This window comes from Mycobacterium sp. TH-M103 (assembly GCF_057473785.1).
In genome coordinates, this window is record NZ_JBYCLG010000230.1 from 1 (window position 1) to 2,996 (window position 2,996).

Below are 2,996 nucleotides of genomic sequence, written 5' to 3' on the forward strand. Positions count from 1 at the left end.
GGTGCGCAGCGGGCGTTGGGCCGGGCCGACTCCGCGATGTCGCCTGTCCGCCTCGACGCGGTGGTGGTCAACCTGGTCGACCGGATCACCGCCCGGCTGCGCGCAGCTGGCCGCACCGTGGTGCTGCGGCTGCGGTTCGACGGCATCGGGCGGGCCACCCGCTCGCGAACGTTGGCATCGCCCACGTCGGCGACGCAACCCGTCCTGGCCGCCGAGCGCGGATTGACCCCGATCGGCTTCGCGGTGTCGGGCATCGACGGCGGCGGCGCCCAGCAGCTGATGCTGCCGTTCACCGGGACCGGCTCGCCGTCGACGAGGCGATCGACACGGTGCGCCGCCGCTACGGCAGATCCGCACTCACCCCGTCGGTGTTGCTCGGCCGCGAGACCGGCGTGGAGACGCCGCACCTACCCGACTGAGCCCGCCCACTCCAGCAGCTCGTTCGCGGACCAGGTGTTGACGATCCGGTCGACGGGCACGCCGGCGTCCAGCGCGCGCTGGGCGCCGTAGCCGAGGAAGTCCAGCTGACCGGGCGCGTGCGCGTCGGTGTCGATGCTGAAGATGCAGCCGATCTCGAGCGCCAGGTTCAGCAACCGGGTCGGCGGGTCGCGCCGCTCGGGCCGGGAGTTGATCTCCACCGCGGTGCCGTGCTCGCGGCAGGCGCTGAACACCGCCTCGGCGTCGAACTTCGACTCGGGTCGGATGCCGCGGTTGCCGGAGACCAGTCGGCCGGTGCAGTGGCCCAGCACGTCGGCGTGGGGATTGGAGACGGCTCGGATCATGCGGCGGGTCATGGCCGCCGCATCCATCGACAGCTTGGAGTGCACGCTGGCCACGACCACGTCGAGGCGCTCCAGCAGCTCGGGTTCCTGGTCCAGGCCACCGTCCTCGAGGATGTCCACCTCGATCCCGGTGAGGATGCGCATCGGCGCGAACTTCTCGCGCAGCCCGTCGATCGCGTCGAGCTGCTCGCGCAACCGGTCCGGGGACAGGCCGTTGGCGATCTTCAGCCGCGGCGAATGATCGGTCAGCGCGCAGTATTCGTGGCCCAGCGCCGCCGCGGTGGCCATCATCTCGTCGATCGACGCCGACCCGTCCGACCAGTTCGAATGCAGGTGCAGATCACCGCGCAGGGCCGTCCTGATCTTTCCGCCCCCGAGATCGTTTGCCGTGGAACGCAGTTCGACCAGGGCGTCGGGCTCGCGACCCGACCACGCCTGCGCGATGACCTTGGCGGTCTTGGGCCCGATGCCCGGCAGCGACTGCCAGCTGTCGGCCCGGCCGTGCCGCTCGCGGGCCGCGCCGTCCAGGCCCTCGACGACGTCGGCCGCGTTGCGGTACGCCATGACACGCCGGGAGTCTTCCCGCGCCCGGTCCTTGTAGTAGGCGATCTGTCGCAGCGCGACTACCGGATCCATTCCTCCAGTGTGCCCGCGCCCGCGGGGCGAAGCCACGCGAAGCAGCTCACCACAGCTGCCCGGCGACGAACCCGGCGAGAAGAACCGCGAACCCGCCGATCTCGCCGGCGATCAGCAGGGCCATCCCCAGCGCCAGTGCCCGGCCGGATTTCTCGAACTGATTCACGGTGTCACGCCGCGCGCCGTGGCCGACGTAGCTGAGAATGGCCGCGACAAAGAAGAACACGACGACGCCCGCCGCGGTCAGGTTCACCCACGCCGGCCAGGCGCTGAGTTCGACGAACACCGCGACCAGCAGCGTCGCGAACGAGTAGAGCAACGCCGCCCGGTGCGCGATGTCGACGTAGGGATGTGCCCGGCCCTCGCCGGAGGCCATGATCTGCCGGTACTTCCAGACCCCGAGAACCAGGGCCAGCAGGAAGATCAGACCCGCCGCCAGCAGCATGACCCTGGTGTCGATCCCCAGCGCGTCACCCACCGCTCGAGTTTAGTTGCGCGTCATAAAGATCGGCTACCGTCGAGAGCATGCGATTCGCGTTCAAGACATCCCCCCAGAACACCACCTGGGCAGACATGCTGGCCGTCTGGCGGGCGGCCGACGACATCGAGGTCTACGAATCGGGGTGGACCTTCGACCACTTCTATCCGATCTTCTCCGACAGCACCGGTCCCTGCCTGGAGGGCTGGACGACGCTGACGGCGCTGGCCCAGGCCACCAGCCGGCTGCGGCTGGGCACCCTGGTCACCGGCGTCCACTACCGCCACCCCGCGGTGCTGGCCAACATGGCCGCCGCGCTCGACATCATCTCCGGCGGGCGGCTCGAACTGGGGATCGGCGCCGGCTGGAACGAGGAGGAGTCCGGCGCCTACGGCATCGAGTTGGGCGGCATCCGGGAACGCTTCGACCGCTTCGAGGAGGCGTGCCAGGTGCTGATCAGCCTGCTCAGCCAGGAGATCACCGACTTCGACGGCAAGTACTACCGGCTCGAGGGCGCCCGCAACGAACCCAAGGGGCCGCAGCGCCCGCACCCGCCGATCTGCATCGGCGGCAGCGGCGAGAAGCGCACCCTGCCGATCACCGCGCGCTACGCCCAGCACTGGAACTTCGCCGGTGGCTCACCGGAGGAGTTCGCCCGCAAGCGCGACGTGCTGGCCGCACGCTGCGCGGACATCGGACGCGACCCGAAGGAGATCACGCTGTCCGCGCACCTCGGGCTGGACCGGGAGCGCAACTACCGCAAGGTGCTCGAGGACGCCGCCGGGCTCGCCGCCGAGGGCCTCGATCTGGGCATCGTCTACATCGCCCCGCCGCACGACCCCGCCGTGCTCGAACCGATGGCCGAGGCCATCCGGGATTCGGGGCTGTGGGACGGGGCGAAATAGCGCTTCGGCAGCACCGAGCAAACTCTCCGCGGACCGGTGAGTGCGTGGTGAGGGGCGGTTACACGCCGAACAGCAACATCTCCTCGGCGGTCACCAAGCGTTCGTTCTTGGCGGGAAATTCGCGGCTCTTTACGGGGTGGCGAAACATTGACCAGGCGATTCGCCCCACCCGCGACCGGGGTACCGGGTTGACAT

3 protein-coding genes and 1 pseudogene are annotated in these 2,996 nt (G+C 69.8%); 2 read left to right on the forward strand and 2 right to left on the reverse strand.

The window, feature by feature from the left end:
• Positions 1-419, forward strand: a pseudogene (locus tag AC2VOR_RS13410) (DinB/UmuC family translesion DNA polymerase); the annotation flags it as partial.
• Here the strand turns inward: AC2VOR_RS13410 and AC2VOR_RS13415 are convergent.
• Together AC2VOR_RS13415 and AC2VOR_RS13420 are read right to left on the reverse strand one after the other, a co-directional pair.
• Positions 408-1,418, reverse strand: a complete 1,011-nt coding sequence (locus tag AC2VOR_RS13415) for a PHP domain-containing protein (RefSeq protein WP_369736326.1) — start codon at positions 1,416-1,418, stop codon at positions 408-410. The pseudogene AC2VOR_RS13410 and the gene AC2VOR_RS13415 overlap by 12 nt on opposite strands.
• Before the next feature lie 46 nt (positions 1,419-1,464).
• On the reverse strand, positions 1,465-1,863 hold the full coding sequence (locus AC2VOR_RS13420) for a hypothetical protein (protein ID WP_369741364.1): 399 nt from the start codon (positions 1,861-1,863) through the stop codon (positions 1,465-1,467).
• Between the two features lie 80 nt (positions 1,864-1,943).
• Between AC2VOR_RS13420 and AC2VOR_RS13425 the strand changes: the two genes are divergently transcribed.
• The gene (locus AC2VOR_RS13425) at positions 1,944-2,801 is read left to right on the forward strand and encodes an LLM class F420-dependent oxidoreductase (RefSeq protein WP_369736325.1); all 858 of its coding nucleotides are present in this window, start codon (positions 1,944-1,946) and stop codon (positions 2,799-2,801) included.
• The last annotated feature ends 195 nt before the right edge of the window (positions 2,802-2,996 follow it).